We start from the raw sequence: 19,266 nt of genomic DNA on the forward strand, positions 1-19,266 counted from the left end.
ATGCGCGGCGGCGGCGCGGAGAAAAACATGGGAAGGGGTGCGGCGGCGACAGCGGCTGTAACGTGTGGTGGACCGATTTCTGTCGAACGCAGTGAACAGGATCGATGCGAAGGGGCGGGTGTCCGTCCCGGCGCATTTCCGCGCGGTCGTGCAGAAACGTGGCTATGCGGAGCTCTATGCGCTACGCTGCCTGGACCTTCCGGCGATGGACGTCGGCGGGCTCGATCTGCTCGACCGCTACGAGCAGCGGATCGCGCTCGAGGATCCCTTCCTGCAGACGGCGGACGATATGTCCTTCTTCTGCCATGGCGACGGGACGTTCCTGAAACTCGACCAGGACGGCCGCATCACGATGACCGATTTCATCCGCGAGCACACGGGCATCTCGAACGAGGTGGCGTTTGTCGGCCGCGGCAATTTCTTTCAGATCTGGGAACCGGGCCGGCTTGCCGCCTATGGCGCGCAGGCGCGGGCCAGGCTTTTGCAGCTTCGGCAGGGGACGAAGCCTGGGGAGCGACCGGAATGATGGCTGGCCACGGCGATGATCCTCACGCCGTTGGCGGACTGGTCCGTCACATTCCGGTCCTCCTTGCCGAAGTGCTGGAGGCGCTTCAGCCCAAGGCGGGCGAGACGATCATCGACGGGACGTTCGGCGCCGGCGGTTACACCGGCGCCATCCTCGATCGCGGCGCCTCGGTCGTGGCCATCGACCGCGACCCGGATGCGATTGCCGCGGGCAGGGCTCTTGAGCGGCAGGCCGGCGGCAGGCTGACGCTCGTGCAGGCGCCGTTCTCGACGCTGGACGAAGACGTCGATAGCGCTGACGGCGTCGTGCTCGACATCGGCGTTTCTTCCATGCAGCTCGACCAGGCCGAGCGCGGCTTTTCCTTTCGCGCCGACGGACCGCTCGACATGCGCATGGCGCAGGCGGGCCTGAGCGCCGCCGACGTCGTCAACACATTCAAGGCGGGTGACCTTGCCCGCATCTTCGGTTTTCTCGGCGAGGAGCGGCATGCCGGCCGCATCGCCCGCATGATCGAGAGCCGGCGCGAGAAGCGGCCTTTCGAGCGCACGCTCGACCTCGCGGACGCCATCGCCACCCATATCGGCCGAGCGCCGAAGGACAAGATCCATCCGGCCACACGCGTCTTCCAGGCGCTGCGCATCTTCGTCAACGACGAGCTTGGCGAGCTGGCGAGCGCGCTGTTTGCCGCCGAGCGCGTGCTCAAGCCTGGCGGGCGGCTTGCGGTGGTCACCTTCCACTCGCTGGAGGACCGCATCGTCAAGCGCTTCATCGCCGATCGCGCCGATGCGGCATCGGGCTCGCGCCACATGCCCGACGCGCCGGCGCGGCTGGCAACCTTCCGCAAATCCGGCGGCGGGGTCACGCCGGGAGAGGCCGAGATCGCCGCCAATCCGCGGGCGCGCTCGGCCAGGCTGCGCGCGGCGATCCGCACCGACGTGCCGGCGCGCGCCGGCGATTTTTCGATTTTCGGCCTTCCAAAGCTTCCCGCCGTCGAGCGGCCGGGGGAGAGGTAAGCACGTGTTTCGTACCAGCGACATAGTCCTGATCGCCGTCATGGTCTCGGCGGCGGCGTTGACCTACAAGACCAAGCGCGAAGCCGAGAACCAGCTGGCTGCGGTGCAGAAGATCCAGGCGTCGATCCGCTACGAGGAAGACACGATCGATCTTCTGAAGGCCGACTGGAGCCTGCTCACCCAGCCGGCGCGGCTGCAGAAGCTTGCCGAAATTTACAAGTCGCAGCTCGGGCTCGAGCCGCTCAATGCCCGCCAGATCGGCGGCCTCGACGACGTGCCCGTGAAGCCGGTCAACATCGAGGACCTGTCCTCGCAGCGGCTTGGCGGCATGGCCGACAATTCCGGCAAAGGGCCCTCGGGCGGCAAGGATCCGGTGGTGACGGGGAGCACCGTTCAATGATCAGCAGGCTTCCAAGGATCGGTAACCTGCTGAAACGTCGAAAGAAGGTGGCTGAGGACGGCTCGATCGTCGTCGACGCCGCCCGTAAGGCGACTGGCGGCAAGGCCAAAACCCGCATCGTCATGACGATGGCGGTGTTCTTCACCATCTATTCGACGATTGCCGGCCGGCTGGTCTATCTCGGCCTGCAGAATCCGGACATGTCCGGCGGCCCGCAAAGCCGCGTCACGGCCTCACGGCCGGATATCGTCGATCGCAATGGCGAGGTGCTGGCGACCGACATCAAGACCGCATCGCTGTTCGCCGAGCCGCGCCGCATCGTCGATGCCGACGAGGCGATCGAGAAGCTCTCGACGGTGCTTCCCGAGATCGACTATGAGCAGACCTATCACAAGCTCAAGAGCGGCGCCGGCTTCGTCTGGTTGCAGCGGCAGCTGACGCCGAAGCAGCAGGCCGACATCATGGCGCTCGGCATTCCCGGCCTTGGCTTCCGCACCGAAAAGCGCCGCTTCTATCCGAGCGGCGAGACGTCTTCCTACGTTGTCGGGCTCACCAACATCGACAATCAGGGCATCTCCGGCATGGAGAAATATATCGACGACCAGGGTCTGACCGACCTGCAGGCGTCGGGACTGGCGGTGGCCAGAGACCTGAAGCCGGTGAAGCTGTCGATCGATCTGCGCGTCCAGCACGTGGTGCGCGACGAGGTAGCGACCGGCATGGAGCGGTTCCACGCGATAGCTGCGGGCGCGGTCGTCCTCAACATCAAGACCGGCGAAGTGCTGGCCATGGCCTCGGTGCCGGATTTCGATCCCAACAATCCCTACAACGCCCAGGACAAGGACCGGCTGAACCGCATGTCGGCCGGCCTCTACGAGATGGGCTCGACCTTCAAGAGCTTCACCACAGGCATGGCGCTCGACTCGGGCAAGGTGACGCTGGAGAGCCGCTTCGACGCGTCGCGTCCGATCAGGATCGGCCGGCAGACCATCCATGACTTCCACAGCAAGGGCCGTGTGCTTTCGGTGCCTGAAGTGTTCATCTATTCGTCCAACATCGGCTCGGCCAAGGAAGCCGAGGCTGTCGGCATCGAAGGGCATCGCGAGTTCCTGCATCGGCTTGGCGTGCTCGAAAAGATGCAGACGGAATTGCCGGAAGTGGCGCGCCCGACCGAGCCAAAAGTCTGGAAGCAGGTCAATTCGATCACCATCGCCTTCGGCCATGGCGTCTCGACGACGCCGCTGCAGACCGCCGTCGGCTGCGCCGCGCTGATGAGCGGCTACCTGATCGAGCCGACCTTCTTGCCGCGCACGGCAGAACAGGCGATGGAAGTGGCCAAAAGGGTGGTCAAGGACAAGACCGTCGAAGGGATGCGCTATCTCTACGCGCTCAACGCCGAGAAGGGTTCCGGCAAGAACGCCAGGGTTCCGGGCTACCGTGTCGGCGGCAAGACCGGCACAGCGGAGAAGGTCGTCAACGGACGCTACTCGAAGGACAAGAACTTCAATGCCTTCGTCGCCGCTTTCCCGATGGACGATCCACAATATATCGTGCTGACGATCGCCGACGAGCCGAAGCCGGAAAAGCCCGGCATGGGGGCCACCGCCGCCTCGAACGCGGGCATCATGGCAGCCAACATCATCAGGCGTGCGGCTTCCATGCTTGGCGTGAAGCCAGATTTCAGCCATGAAAATGGTGCAACGCTGGTTTCCTATCAGTGATTCTTGGGGCGCGCCGGCAACTGCGCGCTATTTTGTTGCGATGAACGGGACTCGATGCATCTGAAAGATCTAGCCGGTATCCTGCCTGTCGAGGGGACAGCTTCCCGCGATCTGGAGGTTACCGGAATTTCCTCCGATTCCCGCCAGGTAAGACCGGGCGTCGTCTTCTTCGCGCTTGCCGGCAGCAAGGCCGATGGCGCGGCCTACGCGGCTGACGCCGCCGGCCGCGGTGCTGCGGCGATCGTCGCCGGCCGCGGCAACGCGATCTCGGCACTGCCGATTCCGGTTCTTGCCGTGGACGATCCGCGCCTGGCATTGGCGCTGAGCGCCGCGCGCTTCTTCGGCAAGCAACCCGGGACGATGGTCGCCGTCACCGGCACCAGCGGCAAGACGTCGGTTGCCGCGTTCACCCGTCAGATCTGGGAGCAGGCGGGTTTTGCCGCCGCGTCGATCGGGACGACGGGCGTGGTGGCGCCAGGGCGCAACGAGTATGGTTCTCTGACCACGCCGGATCCGGTGGCGCTGCACAGACTGCTCAAGGAATTGGCGGATGCAGGCGTCACCCACGCTTCGATGGAAGCCTCCAGTCACGGCCTCGATCAGCGCCGTCTCGACGGCGTAAAACTGGCAGCCGGGGGTTTCACCAATCTCGGTCGCGACCACATGGACTACCATCCGACGGTCGAGGACTATCATCGCGCCAAGCTGCGGCTGTTCGACACGCTGCTGCCGAAGGGCGCGCCGGCAGTGATCTTCGCCGACGATCCCTGGTCGGAGCCGACGATTCATGCCGCGCGAACATCTGGCCTGAACGTGCTGACCGTCGGCCGCCATGGCGAATTCCTCACGCTCAAGCGCGTCGAGCATGAGCGGCGGCGCCAGCGTGCCGAGGTCGAGGCCGACGGCGTGCTTTACGAGATCGACCTGCCACTGGCCGGCGATTTCCAGATCGCCAATGCGCTGGTTTCGGCCGGTCTTGCGATCTCGACTGGAACATCGGCCGGCAAAGCCTTGGCAGCATTGGAGAAACTGAAAGGCGCGCCCGGCCGGCTCGACCTTGTCGGTACGACGGCAGCCGGCGCTCCGGTCTATGTCGACTACGCGCATAAGCCCGACGCGCTGGAGAACGTGCTCTCTTCGGTGCGTCCCTTCACCACGGGCCGCGTCGTCGTCGTGTTCGGCTGCGGCGGCGATCGCGACCGCGGCAAGCGGCCGATCATGGGCGAGATCGCCACCCGGCTCGCCGACGTCGTTATCGTCACCGACGACAATCCGCGCACCGAAATTCCGGAAACCATTCGCGCGGCAATCCTTGCCGCCGCTCCCGGCGCCATCGAGATCGGCGACCGCCGCAAGGCGATCCATGAGGCGGTCGCCATGCTTCATGCCGGCGACACGCTGATCGTTGCCGGCAAGGGGCATGAAGAAGGCCAGACGATCGGCACCGAGACTTTCCACTTCTCCGACCATGAGGAAGTGCGCGAGGCGCTCCAGGAGCGCGTCGCATGAGCTTGCTCTGGACGTCGGAGGCACTCGTCGAGGCCATGGGAGGCAGGCCGATAGGCTCGCTGCCGGCATGCATCACCGGCATCTCCATCGACAGTCGCAGCCTCGAGCCCGGGAACGCCTTCTTCGCCATCAAGGGCGAGACGATGGACGGCCACGATTTCGCGACCGCAGCGGTGAAGGCGGGTGCTGCCGTGCTGGTCGTCGCCGAGGGCAAGCTGCCTTCGCTCGGAAGGCTTACGGCACCGATGATCGTGGTGCAGGACGTACTCGCAGCCCTTGAAAAGCTCGGCGTTGCGGCTCGCGCGCGGTCACGGTCCAAGATCATCGCGGTGACCGGTTCCGCCGGCAAGACGACGACGAAGGAAGCGCTGCGCCATGTGCTGTCGGCGGTCGGCAAAGTGCATGCCTCCGCGCAATCATTCAACAACCACTGGGGCGTGCCGCTGACCTTGGCGCGCATGCCGCAAGACTGCGACTACGCGGTTTTCGAGATCGGCATGAACCATCCGGGCGAGATCAGGCCGCTCGTCAGGATGGTCAGACCGCATGTCGCGATCGTGACGCTGATTGCCGCCGCGCATCTCGGCTTCTTCAAGAATCTCGACGAGATCGCCATGGCCAAGGCCGAGATTTTCGAGGGCATAGAGCCCGGCGGCGCAGCACTGCTCAACCGCGACGATCCGCGCTGGAAGCTGCTCGGGAAAATGGCGAGAGAGGCCGGCGTCGAGCATGTCTTCGGCTTCGGCGAAAACGTCCGCTCGGCCTTCCGCCTTGTCGGCTGCGAGCTTCATGCCGACCATTCCGACATCGCCGTCAAAATCGGCAAGAAGGACGTGACGGCCCGTGTCGGGGCGCCTGGCCGACACATCGTACAGAATGTGCTGGCCGTGTTGGGGGCCGCGCAACTGGTCGGCGCCAACCTCGACAAGGTGGCAGCAGCGCTTGCCGACCTCTCTGCCGAGCGCGGGCGCGGCAGGCGCCACATATTGCGTCATCCGAACGGCCCGATCACGCTGATCGACGAGAGCTACAATGCCAACCCGGCGTCGATGGCGGCAGCCATGGCGCTGCTGAACGCCACGCCTGTCTCAGGCGAGGGCAGGCGCATCGCCGTGCTTGGCGACATGCTGGAACTCGGCAGCCATTCGGCGAAACTCCATGCGGCACTGGCCGAGCTCATCGTCGGTACCGGGACGCGCAACGTCTTTCTCGGCGGTCCGGAGATGCGGGCGCTGGCCGACGTTCTGCCCTCCGATGTCGAAACCGAATACCGGTCAGGCGCGGAAGAGCTGAAACCGGTCGTGATGTCGGCAATCAGGCCGGGCGACGTGGTCATGGTCAAGTCGTCGAAAGGCATCGGATTTTCAAAGCTGGTCGAGGCATTGCTCGGCAAATTTCCGGCGGAAGCCACAACCATCGAACCGACCTGAGGTCGGATCCGGGGGACGGATGCTCACTTTACTCGTTGATTTCGCGGACAAGATCTCGGCCTTCAATGTCTTCCGCTACATCACTTTTCGCACCGGCGGCGCGCTGATCACGTCGGCGCTGATCGTCTTCATATTCGGGCCGACGATCATCAATTCGCTGCGGCTTCGCCAAGGCAAGGGCCAGCCGATCCGCGCCGACGGACCGCAGACGCATTTCAAGAAGGCGGGAACGCCGACCATGGGCGGGCTGATGATCCTGTCCGGCATCATCGGCTCTTCGCTCCTGTGGGCGAACCTTTCCAGCATCTATGTCTGGGTGGTGCTTCTGGTCACCGTCGGCTTCGGCTCGATCGGCTTCTACGACGATTATCTCAAGGTCACCAAGCAGTCGCATCTGGGCTTTTCCGGCAAGGCGCGGCTGGCGATCGAATTCGTCGTCGCCGGCATCGCCGCCTGGGTGATCATGCATAATGGTCAGGCGCCGTTCTCGTCCTCGCTGACCTTCCCCTTCGCCAAGGAATTCCTGATCAATCTCGGCTGGTTCTTCGTGCCGTTCTCCTGCTTCGTCATCGTCGGCGCGGGCAATGCGGTGAACCTGACCGACGGCCTCGACGGCCTGGCGATCGTGCCCATCATGATCGCGGCGGCATCCTTCGGCGTCATCGCCTATCTTTCCGGTAACGCGGTCTTCGCCGAATACCTGCAGATCCACTTCGTTCCCGGCACCGGCGAACTCGCCGTCGTGCTCGGCGCGGTGATCGGCGCCGGCCTCGGCTTCCTGTGGTTCAACGCCCCGCCGGCCGCGATCTTCATGGGCGACACCGGCTCGCTGGCGATGGGTGGCCTGATCGGCACCATCGCGGTCGCCACCAAGCACGAGATCGTGCTGGTCATCGTCGGCGGCCTGTTCGTGGTGGAGATCTTGTCGGTCATCGTCCAGGTCGGCTACTTCAAGATGACCGGCAAGCGCGTCTTCCTGATGGCGCCAATCCATCACCATTTCGAAAAGCTGGGCTGGACCGAGAGCCAGGTGGTGATCCGCTTCTGGATCATCGCCGTCATCCTGGCGCTGGTCGGCCTCTCCACCCTCAAGCTCAGATAGGATACCGCTTGATCGCCGCCGCTTCCTTCGCAGGCAAACGCGTTTCGCTCTTCGGGCTCGGCGGTTCGGGGATTGCCACCGCGCATGCGCTGATCGCCGGCGGCGCCGAGATCCTCGCCTGGGACGACAATCCCGACAGCGTCGCCAAGGCGGCCGCCGCCGGCATTGCGACCGGCGACCTGCGCGCCGCCGACTGGTCGCGCTTCGCGGCCTTCGTCCTGTCCCCCGGCGTGCCGCTCACGCATCCGAAGCCGCATTGGGCGGTGGAGCTGGCGCGCGGCGCCGGCGTCGAGGTGATCGGCGACATCGAGCTGTTCTGCCGCGAGCGCATCCAGCGCGCGCCGAGCGCGCCCTTCATCGCCATCACCGGCACCAACGGCAAATCGACGACAACGGCGCTGACGGCGCACATCCTGAGGTCGGCCGGACGTGATACCCAAATGGGCGGCAATATCGGCCGCGCCATCATGACGCTCGATCCACCGGAACCCGAGCGGCACTATGTGGTGGAGTGCTCCTCCTACCAGATCGATCTCGCGCCCTCGATCAATCCGACTGCCGGCATCCTGCTCAACCTGACGCCCGACCATCTCGACCGTCACGGCACGATGGCGCATTACGCCTCGATCAAGGAAAGGCTGGTCGCCGGCAGCGACGCCGCGATCATCGGCGTCGACGATTCCTGGTGCGCCCAGATCGCCGACCGGCTGGAACGAGCCGGAAAGCAAGTGATCCGCATCTCCAAGCGCCTGCCGCTGACCGACGGCTATTTCGCCGACGGCACCAATCTGATGGAGGCCGTGAACGGCCGTTACAGCCGTGTCGCTTTCCTCGAAGGCATCGGCTCGCTGCGCGGCCAGCACAATGCGCAGAACGCGCTCGCCGCGGTCGCGGCCTGCCTCAGGGTCGGTCTCGAGCTCGGCGAGATCCAGGCGGGGCTGGAAAGCTTCCCCGGGTTGGCGCACCGCATGGAGCAGGTAGGCCGCAAGGACCATGTTCTGTTCGTCAACGATTCCAAGGCGACCAATGCCGACGCGGCGGCACCCGCGCTGTCGAGCTTCAACCGCATCTACTGGATCGCCGGCGGCCTGCCCAAGGAAGGCGGCATCGAGCCGCTGCGCGGCTTCTTCCCGCGCATCGCCAAGGCTTATCTGATCGGCGAGGCAGCACCTGCTTTCTCCGCCACTCTCGGCGAGGCGGTGCCTTACGAAATCTCCGGAACGCTGGCGGCCGCGGTCGAGCACGCCGCCCATGACGCCGCGGGCGACACCGGTGGCGAAGCGGTGGTGCTGCTTTCGCCGGCCTGCGCCAGTTTCGACCAGTTCAAGAATTTCGAGGTTCGCGGCGAAGCCTTCAGGCAAGCTGCGACTGCTATTGATGGAGTGAAACCCATCGGAGGGCCACGTTGATGCAAAGCCGTCTCGACAAAAGTCCAGTCGCAACCTGGTGGTGGACGATCGATCGCTGGTTCCTGGCGGCATTCCTGTCGCTGATGGGGCTGGGCATCGTCCTGTCCTTCGCGGCAAGCCCAGCGGTCGCCGAGCGCATCGGCCTCGACAGCTTCCACTTCGCCACAAGGCAGATCATCTTCACCATCCCGGCGCTTGTCGTGATGTTGGCCGTTTCCTTCCTGGAAGCGCGGCAAATCAGGCGCATGTCGCTGGTGATGATCTGCATCATGCTGGTGCTGATGGTGGCGGTGCTCTATATCGGCGTCGAGGTGAAGGGTGCGCGGCGCTGGGTGTCGCTGGCCGGGCTTTCGATCCAGCCATCCGAATTCCTGAAGCCTGCCTTCGTCATCATCTGCGCCTGGCTGTTCGCCGAGCACAAGCGCCAGCCCGACATCCCCGGCAATCTCTTCGCCATGCTCTTGCTTGCGCTGGTGATCTCACTGCTCGTGGCACAGCCCGATCTCGGCCAGACGATGCTGGTGCTGGGCACGTGGGGTGTGATGTTCTTCATGGCCGGCTTGCCCTGGTTCTGGATCGTCGCACTGGGTGCCGCCGGCGTCGGCGGCGTGTTCGCTGCCTATACCGTCTTCCCGCACGTCGCCGCCCGCATCGACAAGTTCCTCACCGGCGAAGGCGACACATTCCAGGTCGACATGGGCCGCGAAGCGCTGATCAATGGCGGCTGGTTCGGCGTCGGCCCGGGCGAGGGCACGGTGAAGCGGGTCATTCCGGACAGTCACGCCGACTTCGTCTTCTCGGTCGCGGGCGAGGAATTCGGGCTGATCATGTGCTTCTTCATCATGTCGATCTTCGCCTTCATTGTGCTGCGCGGATTGAGCATCGCGCTCAAGGAGCATGACGATTTCACCCGCTACGCCGTTGGTGGGCTGGTCACCGTCTTCGGCCTGCAATCGGCCATCAACATGTGCGTGAACCTGCAGCTGATGCCCGCCAAAGGCATGACGCTGCCCTTCATCTCCTATGGCGGCTCCTCGCAGATCGCGATTGCCGTCTCGATGGGCATGGTGCTGGCGCTGACGCGCAGACATCCCGAAAAGCGCAAGCAGATGGGCTATGCTTTCTCGCAGCGCACTATCGCGGCGGAATGAGGCTGGATGTCGAAGGGTGTTATCCTGCTTGCGGCCGGCGGAACGGGCGGGCATCTGTTCCCGGCCGAGGCGCTTGCGCACGAACTGATCGAGCGCGGCTGGAAGGTGCATCTTGCCACCGACCACCGCGCCGAACGCTATTCGCGCCAGTTTCCCGCCGTCGAAGTCCACTCGATCGCGTCGGCGACATTAGGCTCGAAAAATCCGATTGCCATGCTCTCGGCCTTCTGGCGCATCTGGCAAGGCGTGCGGCAAGCGGGGCGGGTGATCGCCAGGATCAAGCCCGAGGCCGTCGTCGGCTTCGGCGGCTATCCGACGCTGCCGCCGCTCTATGCGGCGACCCGGCGCAAGGTGCCGACGCTGATCCATGAGCAGAACGCCGTCATGGGCCGCGCCAACAAGGCGTTGTCGAGCCGGGTCGACGCGATTGCCGGCGGCTTCCTGCCGGAAGGGGCAAGTGCCGCCGGCGCCAAGACGGTGACCACAGGCAACCCGGTCAGGCCGCAGATCCTCCAAGCGGCGAAAACTCTTTACGCAGCGCCGAGCGACGGCGAACCGTTCCGCTTCCTGGTGTTCGGCGGCAGCCAGGGCGCGCAGTTCTTTTCCGACGCCGTGCCGGCGGCGATCGCGCTCCTGCCCGAAGCGCAGCGCAAACGGCTGGCGATCACGCAGCAAGCGCGCGCCGAAGACGTGGCGCGGGTAAAGGCGGCGTACGCCAGTCTCGGCGTCGACGCGCAGGTCTCGCCCTTCTTCACCGACATGGCGGCGCGCATGACGGCGGCGCATCTGGTGATGTCGCGCTCCGGCGCCTCGACCGTGTCGGAAATCGCCGTCATTGGCCGCCCGGCGCTGCTGGTGCCGTATCCGCATGCCCTCGATCACGACCAGGCGGCGAATGCCGCGGCACTCGCTGCCGCCGGCGGCGCCGAGCTCCATTCGCAGTCGACGCTCTCGGCCGAGCGGATTGCCGAGCTGGTCAGCGGGCTGATGCAGGACCCCGGCCGGCTGACGGCGATGGCCGCGGCCGCCCGTTCGGCCGGAAAACCGGACGCAGCGCGGTTGCTCGCCGATCTGACAGAGGCTATTGCGTCCGGCAAAACGGTTTCGGACTATAGGAGGACGCGCGCATGAAGATGCCGCAGACGATCGGCCTCGTGCATTTCATCGGCATCGGCGGCATCGGCATGAGCGGCATCGCCGAGGTGCTGCACAATCTCGGCTACAAGGTGCAGGGCTCCGACCAGGCGGACGGCGCCAATGTGCAGCGGCTGCGCGACAAAGGTATCGAATGCTTCGTCGGCCACAAGGCCGAGAATATAGGCGACGCCGAGGTGGTCGTCGTGTCGACGGCCATCAAGAAGTCCAATCCCGAGCTCAAGGCGGCGCGCGAAAAACTGCTGCCGATCGTGCGGCGTGCGGAAATGCTCGCCGAGCTGATGCGCTTCCGCCAGGCGGTCGCCATCGGCGGCACGCATGGCAAGACGACGACCACTTCGATGGTGGCGACGCTGCTCGAGGCCGGCGGGCTCGATCCGACCGTCATCAATGGCGGCATCATCAACGCCTATGGCACCAATGCGCGCATGGGCGACGGCGAATGGATGGTGGTCGAAGCCGACGAGAGCGACGGCACCTTCCTGAAGCTGCCGGCCGACATCGCGGTCGTCACCAACATCGATCCCGAGCACCTTGACCACTATGGCAGCTTCGACAAGGTGCGCGAGGCCTTCCGCCAGTTCGTCGAGAACGTGCCGTTCTACGGCTTCGGCGTGATGTGCACCGACCATCCGGAGGTGCAAGCGCTGGTCGGCCGCATCGAGGATCGGCGCGTCATCACCTATGGCGAGAACGCCCAGGCCGACGTGCGCTTCACCAATCACCGCATGGACGGAGCGGCGTCGGAGTTCGACGTGGTGATCCGCGACCGCAAGGGCCGCGGCTCGACGACGATCAAGGACCTGCGGCTGCCGATGCCTGGCCGGCACAATGTCTCCAACGCGACGGCGGCGATTGCGGTCGCGCATGAGCTTGGCCTGTCGGCCGAGGCGATCAAGAAGGGCCTGTCGTCCTTTGCCGGCGTCAAGCGGCGCTTCACCCACACCGGCTCCTGGAACGGGGTCGAGGTTTTCGACGACTACGGCCACCATCCGGTCGAGATCGCGGCGGTGCTCAAGGCCGCACGCGGTGCCACCAAGGGCCGCGTCATCGCGATCGCGCAGCCGCACCGTTTCACCCGGCTGCACGACCTGTTCAACGAGTTTTCCGTCTGCTTCAACGACGCCGACACGGTGATGGTGGCGCCGGTCTACCCGGCCGGCGAGGAGCCGATCGAAGGTGTCTCCTCGGACGCGCTGGTGTCGCGTATCCGCGCCGGCGGCCACCGCGACGCGCGCTATATCGAAGGCCCGGCGGCGATCGCGTCGGCCATCCGCGACCTGGCCAAGCCCGGCGACTTCGTCGTCTTCCTCGGCGCGGGCAACATCACGCAGTGGGCTTATGCGCTGCCCAAGGAACTTGGGGGAACGCCCTCATGATGCGCGGCCAGGCCCTGATAGACAAACTCGGCGACAAGCTTACCGGCCTGCGCGGCCGCATCACGCCCAACGCCGAGATGGACAAGATCACCTGGTTCCGTGCCGGCGGACAGGCGGAAGCGCTGTTCCAGCCGGCTGACGAGGAGGATCTCGCCGCCTTCCTGCGCGCCGTGCCGGAAGAGGTGCCGATCACGGTCGTCGGCGTCGGCTCGAACCTTCTGGTGCGCGACGGCGGCATCCCCGGCTTCGTGGTCAGGCTGTCGGCCAAGGGCTTTGGCGAGGCCGAAGTCACTGGACCGACCACCATCGAGGCCGGCGCCGCGACACCGGACAAGCGCCTGGCGGCGGTGGCTTACGAAGCCGGCATCGGCGGGTTCCATTTCTATCACGGGATTCCAGGCGCCGTCGGCGGGGCACTGCGGATGAATGCCGGCGCCAATGGCGTCGAGACGCGCGAGCGCGTGGTCGAGGTGCGGGCGCTCGACCGCGCGGGCAATGTCCATACGCTGAGCAATGCCGACATGGGCTATGCCTATCGTCATTCGTCGGCGCCTGGCGGACTGATCTTCACCTCCGCCATCTTCGAGGGCATCCCGGAAGACAAGGCGGTCATCAAGGCGGCGATGGATGCCGTGCAGAACCATCGCGAGACGGTGCAGCCGATCCGCGAGAAGACCGGCGGCTCTACCTTCAAGAATCCCGAGGGCACTTCCGCCTGGAAGGAGATCGACAAGGCCGGCTGCCGCGGACTGATGATCGGCGGCGCGCAGATGTCGCCGATGCACTGCAACTTCATGATCAACACCGGCACCGCGACCGGCTACGACCTCGAATATCTCGGCGAGACGGTGCGAGCAAGGGTGCTGGAGAATTCCGGCATCCGGCTGCACTGGGAGATCAAGCGGCTGGGCGATTTTCGCCCCGGCCATGCCGTGCAGGAATTCCTGGGGCAGCTTCTTTAGCTCGCTGCGATCTTCAAGTAATGCTTGAACATGCGCGGTCGGCGACGACGTCAAGCGTTGCTGCAAAGACTCAACAACACACTTTTTTCGCCCGTTTTCGCGGAAAGTGAATCTCTCGGAATCATAGGCACTTGTCAGGGAATCAACTCTCTGATTCTCTGCCCTAAAGCGTTTCCTGATTTGAGTCGTTTGACGCGTTACCCGCGTTTTCCGTCTGGGGGGCAACCTGCCGGAAGACTCGGACTCAATGTGCGGAAATGTTGCGTGCGGAAATAGCGGTTGCGGACCCGGCGTGAGAGGGAATGACGGGATGAAGAAGAAGCATGTGGCTGTTCTTCTGGGGGGATTCTCCTCGGAGCGGCCCGTGTCTCTGTCCTCGGGGAAGGCATGTGCGGATGCGCTCGAGAATGAAGGCTATCAGGTCACCCGTGTCGATGTTTCGCGCGATGTCGGGACTGTGCTTGCCGAGCTCAGGCCCGATGTCGCCTTCAATGCGCTGCATGGCCCGTTCGGTGAGGATGGCACCATCCAGGGAATTCTCGAATATCTCGGAATTCCCTACACCCATTCGGGCGTGCTCGCTTCGGCGCTGGCCATGAACAAGGAACAGGCCAAGAAAGTCGCCAAGGCGTCCGGCATCCCGGTCGCGGAATCGAAGGTGGTCAACCGTTTTGCAGTCCAGAACAAGCATCCGATGAAGCCGCCTTACGTGGTGAAGCCGGTCAACGAGGGTTCGAGCTTCGGCGTCGTCATCGTGCATGAGGGGCAGTCGCATCCTCCGCAGGTGATCGGTTCGTCCGAGTGGCAATATGGCGAGATCGTCATGGTCGAGCGCTACGTCCATGGGCGCGAACTGACCTGCGCGGTGATGGGCGACGTGGCGCTCGGGGTCTGCGAGATCATTCCGACCGGCCATTCCTTCTACGACTACGATTCAAAGTACGTGCCCGGCGGATCAAAACACGAAACCCCTGCAAAAATTTCACCGAATATTTACCAAAAAATACAGACACTGGCCCTCAAGGCTCATCTTGCTATCGGTTGCCGGGGCGTTTCCCGGTCGGACTTCCGTTACGACGACCGTCACTCCGAAAACGGCGAGGTTGTCTGGCTCGAGATCAACACCCAGCCGGGCATGACGCCGACGTCTCTGGTGCCTGAAATCGCCGCGCAAGCGGGACACTCGTTCGGCGATTTGTTGAGTTGGATGGTGGAGGACGCTTCGTGTCTGCGTTGAGGTGGGGACAGGGCAAAGGCGGCGGGGCTGGGCCTGCGCTGTTTGGTGTGTCGCTGTCGTTCGACCATTTCGTCTTGCCGCGCCAGCTTCGCCGGCCGGTGCGCTTGCTTGCTCGCCTCTGTGATGGCGAGTATGAGGCGCCGCGCTTTTCCGCCGCGATCCTCTCGGCTGCCTTGCTGGCTTCGGCTGGAGCCTATGGCGCTTATCTCGGCGGCTATAGCGACACCATCGTGCAGGGTGTGACCGCCCGGACCGGGTTCGCCGTCGACCAGATCAAGGTCGTCGGCAATCGCCAGACTTCGGAGATCGACATACTGGGCCAGCTCGGCCTCGACGGCTGGACGTCGCTGATCGGCTTCGATGCCGAGGCCGCGCGCGAGCGCATCGCGACCTTGCCTTGGGTCGAGGTTGCCGCGGTGCGCAAGATCTATCCGCACACGCTGGAAGTGCGTGTCGAGGAGCGCGAGCCTTTCGCGCTCTGGCAGCAGGGCAATTCGGTTTCGGTCATCGAGCGCTCGGGCGAGGTGATCGCGCCGTTCTCGGGTGGCAAGGAGGCTTTGCTGCCGCTGATCATCGGCACCGGCGCGCCGGCCAAGGCGCCGGAGTTTCTCGGCAAGATCAAGCGCTATCCCGAGCTTGCGGCTCGGGTCAAAGGCTATGTCCGTGTCGGCGAGCGGCGCTGGGATCTCAAGCTCGAGAACGGCATCACGGTGAAGCTGCCGGAAGACGGTGAGGATCAGGCGGTCGCCGAGCTCGTGAAGCTCGACCACGACAATGGGCTTTTGACGCGCGACATCGCCGCCGTCGACATGCGGCTCTCCGACCGGCTGGTGGTGGAGCTTTCGCCAGAAGCCGCGAGCCAGCGCGAAGCCGCTCTTAGCGAAAAGCCGAAGAGCCTGACGAAGCGCAAGCCGGAGACGAAGATATGAGCTGGCTTGGCGGCAGCGGTGATGCATCTTCGCGCCGGTCGGGCACGCTTACGGTGCTCGATGTCGGCTCGAGCAAGGTTTGCTGCGTGGTGGCGAAGCTGAAGCCGCGCGAGGACGGCAAGCTTCTGCGCGGGCGCTCGCATCGCATCCAGGTGATCGGCATCGGCCATCAGAAATCGCAAGGCGTGAAGTCGGGTGTCGTCGTCGATCTCGACCGAGCCGAGCATGCCATTCGCCTCGCCGTCGACGCGGCCGAGCGCATGGCGGGGCTCACCGTCGATTCCCTCATCGTCAACATGACGGCCGGCCGGCTGAAGAGCGAAGCCTTCTCGGCGACCATCAATCTCGGCGGCCATCAGGTCGAGGAAGCCGACATCAAGCGCGTGCTCGCCGCCGGCGCCAAGCAGGCGCTGCGGGCCGAGCGGGAAGTGGTCCATTCGCTTCCCGTGGGCTTTTCGCTCGACGCCGAACGCGGTGTGCGCGATCCGCGCGGCATGGTCGGCGATGCGCTCGGCGTCGACATGCATGTGCTGACCGGCGACGCCGCGCCTATGCGCAATCTGGAGCTTTGCATCAACCGCTCGCATCTGTCGGTCGAGCGCATGGTGGCGACGCCTTATGCGAGCGGTCTCGCGGCGCTGGTCGACGACGAGCTCGAAATGGGCGCTGCCTGCATCGACATGGGCGGCGGCACCACGACGATCTCCGTGTTCGCGGAGGGCAAGTTCGTGCATGGCGACGCCATCGCCATCGGCGGCAACCATGTGACGCTCGACATGGCCAAGGGCCTGTCGACCTCGCTCGACGCCGCCGAACGGCTGAAGGTGATGCATGGCTCGGCGCTGCCCGGCAGCGCCGACGACCGCGACCTGGTCTCCATCCAGCCGATCGGCGAGGAAGGCGAGTTGCCGCTGCAGATCCCGCGCTCGATGATGACGCGCATCATCCGCGCGCGCATCGACGAGACGCTGGAGCTCTTGCGCGACCGGTTGAACAAATCGGGCTATGGCAACGCCGTCGGCAAGCGTGTCGTTCTCACCGGCGGTGCCAGCCAACTGGCTGGCCTGCCGGAGGCGGCGCGCCGCATCCTCGGACGCAATGTGCGCATCGGCCGGCCCCTCGGCGTGGCTGGCTTGCCGGAAGCGGCCAAGGGCCCGGCGTTTTCGACCCCGGTCGGACTTCTGATCTATCCGCAGATGGCGAGCTTCGAGAGCCATTCGGCGAAGGGACTTTCCGGTTTCAGGATGACCGGAACGGGCGGAAAACTGCATCGCATGAGTCAGTGGTTGAGAGACAGTTTTTAATTTGACGGGGACAGCCCCATAGGCGGCCGCAGCGGCGAGGCGGCGGGAAAGGCAAAGGACGGAGACAATGACGATCAATCTGCAAAAGCCGGACATCACCGAGCTGAAGCCACGCATCACCGTGTTCGGTGTCGGCGGCGGCGGCGGCAATGCCGTCAACAACATGATCACAGCCGGCTTGCGCGGCGTCGAGTTCGTGGTGGCCAACACCGACGCGCAGGCGCTGACGATGTCGAAGGCCGAGCGGCTGATCCAGCTCGGCGCGCATGTCACCGAAGGCCTCGGCGCCGGCTCGCAGCCGGAAGTCGGCCGCGCGGCGGCGGAAGAGTGCATCGACGAGATCATCGATCATCTCTCCAACACGCATATGTGCTTCGTCACCGCCGGCATGGGCGGCGGCACCGGCACGGGTGCTGCTCCGGTCGTTGCCCGCGCCGCGCGCGAGAAGGGCATCCTTACGGTCGGCGTCGTCACCAAGCCGTTCCATTTCGAAGGTCAGCGCCGCATGAAGACGGCCGACATGGGCATCGAGGAACTGCAGAAATGCGTCGATACCCTCATCGTCATCCCGAACCAGAACCTGTTCCGGCTGGCCAATGACAAGACCACCTTCGCCGATGCCTTCGCCATGGCCGACCAGGTGCTCTACTCGGGCGTTGCCTGCATCACCGACCTGATGGTCAAGGAAGGCCTGATCAACCTCGACTTCGCCGACGTCCGTTCGGTGATGCGCGAGATGGGCAAGGCGATGATGGGCACCGGCGAGGCTTCGGGCGAGGGCCGCGCGATGGCCGCCGCCGAAGCGGCGATCGCCAACCCGCTGCTCGACGAAACCTCGATGAAGGGCGCCAAGGGCCTGCTGATCTCGATCACAGGTGGCCGCGACCTCACCCTGTTCGAGGTCGATGAAGCGGCGACCCGCATCCGCGAGGAGGTCGACCAGGACGCCAACATCATCCTCGGCGCCACCTTCGACGAGGAGCTGGAAGGCGTGATCCGCGTTTCGGTGGTCGCCACCGGCATCGACAAGTCGGCGGCCGAAATCGCCGCGGCGCCGATTTCGATCCGCGCGCCGCAGAAGCCGGTCGCCCGTCCGGCGGCGCCTGTTCAGGAAAGCCGTCCTGCGCCGGTTCAGCAGCAGGCTTACGAGCCGCGCGCGGTCGATCCGGTCGCCGAGGCGATCCAGCTTGCCGAGGCAAACGCCGCCGCGATGGCGCAGCCGCGCCAGGCGCCGGTCGACGACTTCCGTCCGCAGAGCAAGATCTTCCAGGCCCCGCCGGCGCAGCCGCAGCCTCAACCGGTGGTGCAGCAGCAGGTCGTGCAGCCCGCGCCGCAGCGTGAGATGCCGCAGCCGGTGGCGGCGGCACCGCAGCGCATGCCACGCGTTGAGGACTTTCCGCCGGTTGTGAGGGCGGAAGTGGAAGCCAAGACCCGCCCTGCCGATCATGAGAACAGCGGACCGATGGGGCTGATCAAGCGGCTGACGAACGGCCTGACCCGCCGCGAGGAAGAACCGGCCCGGCTGCAGCCGGCACAGCCGCGCGAGCCGAAACTGCGCCAGGCGGCACCGGAAATGCGCCGTCTTGCCAGCCAGGACCCGCAGCTTTACGCACCGCGTCGCGGCCAGCTCGACGACCAGGGCCGACTCACGCCGCAGAGCCGCACGGTCCAGGAAGACGACCAGCTGGAGATTCCGGCATTCCTGCGCCGCCAGGCCAACTGATCGATACAGCGGGTCGCTGATCGTTAACGATATATAACGGTTGTTAACAGGCAGACGAGAGATCGTCTGCCTGTTGGCGTTAAAAAATGCCTGTAAAACAGAGTGTTATAAGCGCCTTCTCGTTCAGGGTAGCGGTTACATGGGGTAAGAAACCGTGATTTGGAGTCTCCCGGACGGGTCATTATCTTCGCGTCGGACTAAGTCGGTTAGCCGGGATTCGGGGAGTTAGCCCTGCCTGCCGATCATATCAGAGCCGCATGCCTTGTTCATTTTGCCGCATTTGCTGCGGACGTCAGGTGATCCATCTGGCTGAAAA

General features: G+C 64.9%; 16 protein-coding genes. All 16 read left to right on the plus strand.

Features of this window, described 5'->3' with window-relative positions:
• Positions 1-67: 67 nt before the first annotated feature.
• The 16 genes from mraZ to ftsZ all read left to right on the plus strand — a co-directional run bounded on the left by mraZ (position 68) and on the right by ftsZ (position 18,950).
• Positions 68-526 carry a division/cell wall cluster transcriptional repressor MraZ gene (gene mraZ, locus QAZ47_RS16425; RefSeq protein ID WP_278207863.1) on the plus strand — a complete coding sequence of 153 codons (459 nt, stop codon included), beginning with the start codon at positions 68-70 and terminating at the stop codon, positions 524-526.
• A complete protein-coding gene (gene rsmH / locus QAZ47_RS16430; RefSeq protein ID WP_278230049.1) occupies positions 523-1,539 on the plus strand; it encodes a 16S rRNA (cytosine(1402)-N(4))-methyltransferase RsmH in 1,017 nt (338 codons plus the stop codon). Before mraZ ends, rsmH begins: the two co-directional genes overlap by 4 nt.
• A gap of 4 nt (positions 1,540-1,543) precedes the next feature.
• Positions 1,544-1,939 carry a hypothetical protein gene (locus QAZ47_RS16435; protein WP_278230050.1) on the plus strand — a complete coding sequence of 132 codons (396 nt, stop codon included), beginning with the start codon at positions 1,544-1,546 and terminating at the stop codon, positions 1,937-1,939.
• Positions 1,936-3,660, plus strand: a complete 1,725-nt coding sequence (locus QAZ47_RS16440; RefSeq protein ID WP_278230051.1) for a penicillin-binding protein 2 — start codon at positions 1,936-1,938, stop codon at positions 3,658-3,660. The genes QAZ47_RS16435 and QAZ47_RS16440 overlap by 4 nt, the downstream gene beginning before the upstream one ends.
• Before the next feature lie 54 nt (positions 3,661-3,714).
• Positions 3,715-5,169 (plus strand): UDP-N-acetylmuramoyl-L-alanyl-D-glutamate--2,6-diaminopimelate ligase, encoded by a 1,455-nt coding sequence (locus QAZ47_RS16445; RefSeq protein WP_278230052.1) that lies wholly within the window; start codon positions 3,715-3,717, stop codon positions 5,167-5,169.
• Positions 5,166-6,599 carry a UDP-N-acetylmuramoylalanyl-D-glutamyl-2,6-diaminopimelate--D-alanyl-D-alanine ligase gene (locus tag QAZ47_RS16450; protein ID WP_278230053.1) on the plus strand — a complete coding sequence of 478 codons (1,434 nt, stop codon included), beginning with the start codon at positions 5,166-5,168 and terminating at the stop codon, positions 6,597-6,599. Before QAZ47_RS16445 ends, QAZ47_RS16450 begins: the two co-directional genes overlap by 4 nt.
• 19 nt (positions 6,600-6,618) lie before the next feature.
• Positions 6,619-7,701, plus strand: a complete 1,083-nt coding sequence (gene mraY / locus QAZ47_RS16455) for a phospho-N-acetylmuramoyl-pentapeptide-transferase (RefSeq protein WP_278230055.1) — start codon at positions 6,619-6,621, stop codon at positions 7,699-7,701.
• 8 nt (positions 7,702-7,709) lie between these two features.
• Entirely contained in the window at positions 7,710-9,110 is a 1,401-nt protein-coding gene (gene murD / locus QAZ47_RS16460; RefSeq protein WP_278230056.1) for a UDP-N-acetylmuramoyl-L-alanine--D-glutamate ligase, read from the plus strand.
• A complete protein-coding gene (ftsW, locus tag QAZ47_RS16465) occupies positions 9,110-10,261 on the plus strand; it encodes a putative lipid II flippase FtsW (RefSeq protein ID WP_278230057.1) in 1,152 nt (383 codons plus the stop codon). Before murD ends, ftsW begins: the two co-directional genes overlap by 1 nt.
• 6 nt (positions 10,262-10,267) lie before the next feature.
• Positions 10,268-11,392, plus strand: a complete 1,125-nt coding sequence (gene murG / locus QAZ47_RS16470; protein WP_278230058.1) for an undecaprenyldiphospho-muramoylpentapeptide beta-N-acetylglucosaminyltransferase — start codon at positions 10,268-10,270, stop codon at positions 11,390-11,392.
• On the plus strand, positions 11,389-12,795 hold the full coding sequence (murC, locus tag QAZ47_RS16475; RefSeq protein WP_278230059.1) for a UDP-N-acetylmuramate--L-alanine ligase: 1,407 nt from the start codon (positions 11,389-11,391) through the stop codon (positions 12,793-12,795). The genes murG and murC overlap by 4 nt, the downstream gene beginning before the upstream one ends.
• Positions 12,792-13,757, plus strand: a complete 966-nt coding sequence (gene murB, locus QAZ47_RS16480) for a UDP-N-acetylmuramate dehydrogenase (protein ID WP_278230060.1) — start codon at positions 12,792-12,794, stop codon at positions 13,755-13,757. Before murC ends, murB begins: the two co-directional genes overlap by 4 nt.
• A gap of 310 nt (positions 13,758-14,067) precedes the next feature.
• The gene (locus tag QAZ47_RS16485; RefSeq protein ID WP_278230061.1) at positions 14,068-14,994 is read left to right on the plus strand and encodes a D-alanine--D-alanine ligase; all 927 of its coding nucleotides are present in this window, start codon (positions 14,068-14,070) and stop codon (positions 14,992-14,994) included.
• Positions 14,982-15,923 (plus strand): cell division protein FtsQ/DivIB, encoded by a 942-nt coding sequence (locus tag QAZ47_RS16490; protein ID WP_278230062.1) that lies wholly within the window; start codon positions 14,982-14,984, stop codon positions 15,921-15,923. Before QAZ47_RS16485 ends, QAZ47_RS16490 begins: the two co-directional genes overlap by 13 nt.
• A complete protein-coding gene (gene ftsA, locus QAZ47_RS16495; RefSeq protein WP_278072738.1) occupies positions 15,920-17,227 on the plus strand; it encodes a cell division protein FtsA in 1,308 nt (435 codons plus the stop codon). The genes QAZ47_RS16490 and ftsA overlap by 4 nt, the downstream gene beginning before the upstream one ends.
• A gap of 67 nt (positions 17,228-17,294) precedes the next feature.
• The gene (ftsZ, locus tag QAZ47_RS16500) at positions 17,295-18,950 is read left to right on the plus strand and encodes a cell division protein FtsZ (protein ID WP_278230063.1); all 1,656 of its coding nucleotides are present in this window, start codon (positions 17,295-17,297) and stop codon (positions 18,948-18,950) included.
• Positions 18,951-19,266: the final 316 nt, after the last annotated feature.

Source organism: Mesorhizobium sp. WSM4904, from assembly GCF_029674545.1.
GTDB lineage: Bacteria > Pseudomonadota > Alphaproteobacteria > Rhizobiales > Rhizobiaceae > Mesorhizobium.